We start from the raw sequence: 1,223 nt of genomic DNA, 5'->3' as shown, positions 1-1,223 counted from the left end.
ATACAGAGCATTGAGTGTCATGAAAGTAAAATCACAAAGACAATATACAGACGAATTTAAACGAGAAGCTGTTCAGCGATCTCTCGATTCTTCTGATACCGTTAAGTCAGTAGCACTATCCTTAGGAATATCGCCGGTGCTACTTTCTAAATGGAGATGCCAAATGACATCGAAAAAGACTAACTCCCTCCCAATACCTAACCACGGCCCCGAAAAATCCGTTGCACAACTAGAGAAAGAGATCCGTCAATTGAAAAAGAAGCTTGAGATGGCAGAGGTGGAGAATGATTTCTTAAAGGAAGCGAAGGCTTTCTTCGACAGCCAAAAAGAATAAGGTTCGAGTATATCCTTAAGAAGGCCAGTGTGAAGCTTCCTGTCATACGACTATGCCAATGGTTGGGCGTTTCTAAAGCGGGTTATTACAAGTGGCTAACAAGGAAACCATCGAAGCGAGAGACAGACAATGAGTCTTTAAGTCACTACTTGAGGAGAGAAAGCAAAGCTCAGTATTGTATTCCAGGCTATCGAAAGCTTTGGGAAGCAGCAATCGCTAACGGCTTTATTTGTAATAAAAAGCGAGTACAGAGGCTTCTGCAGAGTATGGGCTATAGCTCTTGCGCGAGCAAGAAGCGATATGGACGAGCGCCAAGACAAAATACGCTTATACCTGCCTATAACATTCTTGCCCGTCAATTTAAGGTGGATAAACCCGATCGAGTTTGGGTGTCAGATATAACTCAGGTGCGCTGTACTGATGGTTGGCAATACCTGTGCGTCGTCTTAGATTTGTTTTCACGCAAAGTGATTGGTTGGTCGACAAGTCGCATTAATAACGCAAAGTTAGTGCTAAGAAGCCTGAATAAGGCTTGGAAACAAAGGCAGCCCTTAGGTCACGAGCTTTTGTTTCACTCCGATCAAGGTATACAGTATCGAGCGTTGGAGACGATCCGTTGGCACCGTAAACGAAAGATTAAAGTCAGCATGTCGAGAAAAGGAAACTGTTGGGACAACGCTTGTTCCGAAAGCTTCTTTGCGCAATATAAGAAAGAGTGGATGAACAACTTAGATCAGCTTTCACGACAAGAAATGACGATGCAGAGTCGAATTTATATCGATACCTATTATAATCCAGTAAGAAGACATGGGACTCTAGGTGGAGTGAGTCCCATGGACTTTGAACTAATCAACTAAACCCCTGTGTCTACTTTTTAGGGGCCATATCA

At 43.2% G+C, this 1,223-nt stretch carries 1 protein-coding gene; it reads left to right on the top strand.

Annotated features, from left to right (window positions below; translation table 11 throughout):
- The first annotated feature begins 19 nt into the window (after positions 1 to 19).
- Positions 20 to 1,191, top strand: a protein-coding gene (locus L3V33_RS23135) for an IS3 family transposase (RefSeq protein ID WP_237291256.1) whose coding sequence is annotated in 2 segments (ribosomal slippage) — positions 20 to 302 and positions 302 to 1,191 — 1,173 coding nt in all. Because the reading frame shifts where the segments join, the coding sequence is not laid out codon by codon here.
- Positions 1,192 to 1,223 lie beyond the last annotated feature (32 nt).

This window comes from Vibrio sp. A2-1, from assembly GCF_021728355.1.
GTDB classification, from domain to species: Bacteria; Pseudomonadota; Gammaproteobacteria; order Enterobacterales; family Vibrionaceae; genus Vibrio; species Vibrio splendidus_K.
Note: the sequence above shows the minus strand (reverse complement) of the source record. Positions and strands in the feature narration are given on the sequence as shown.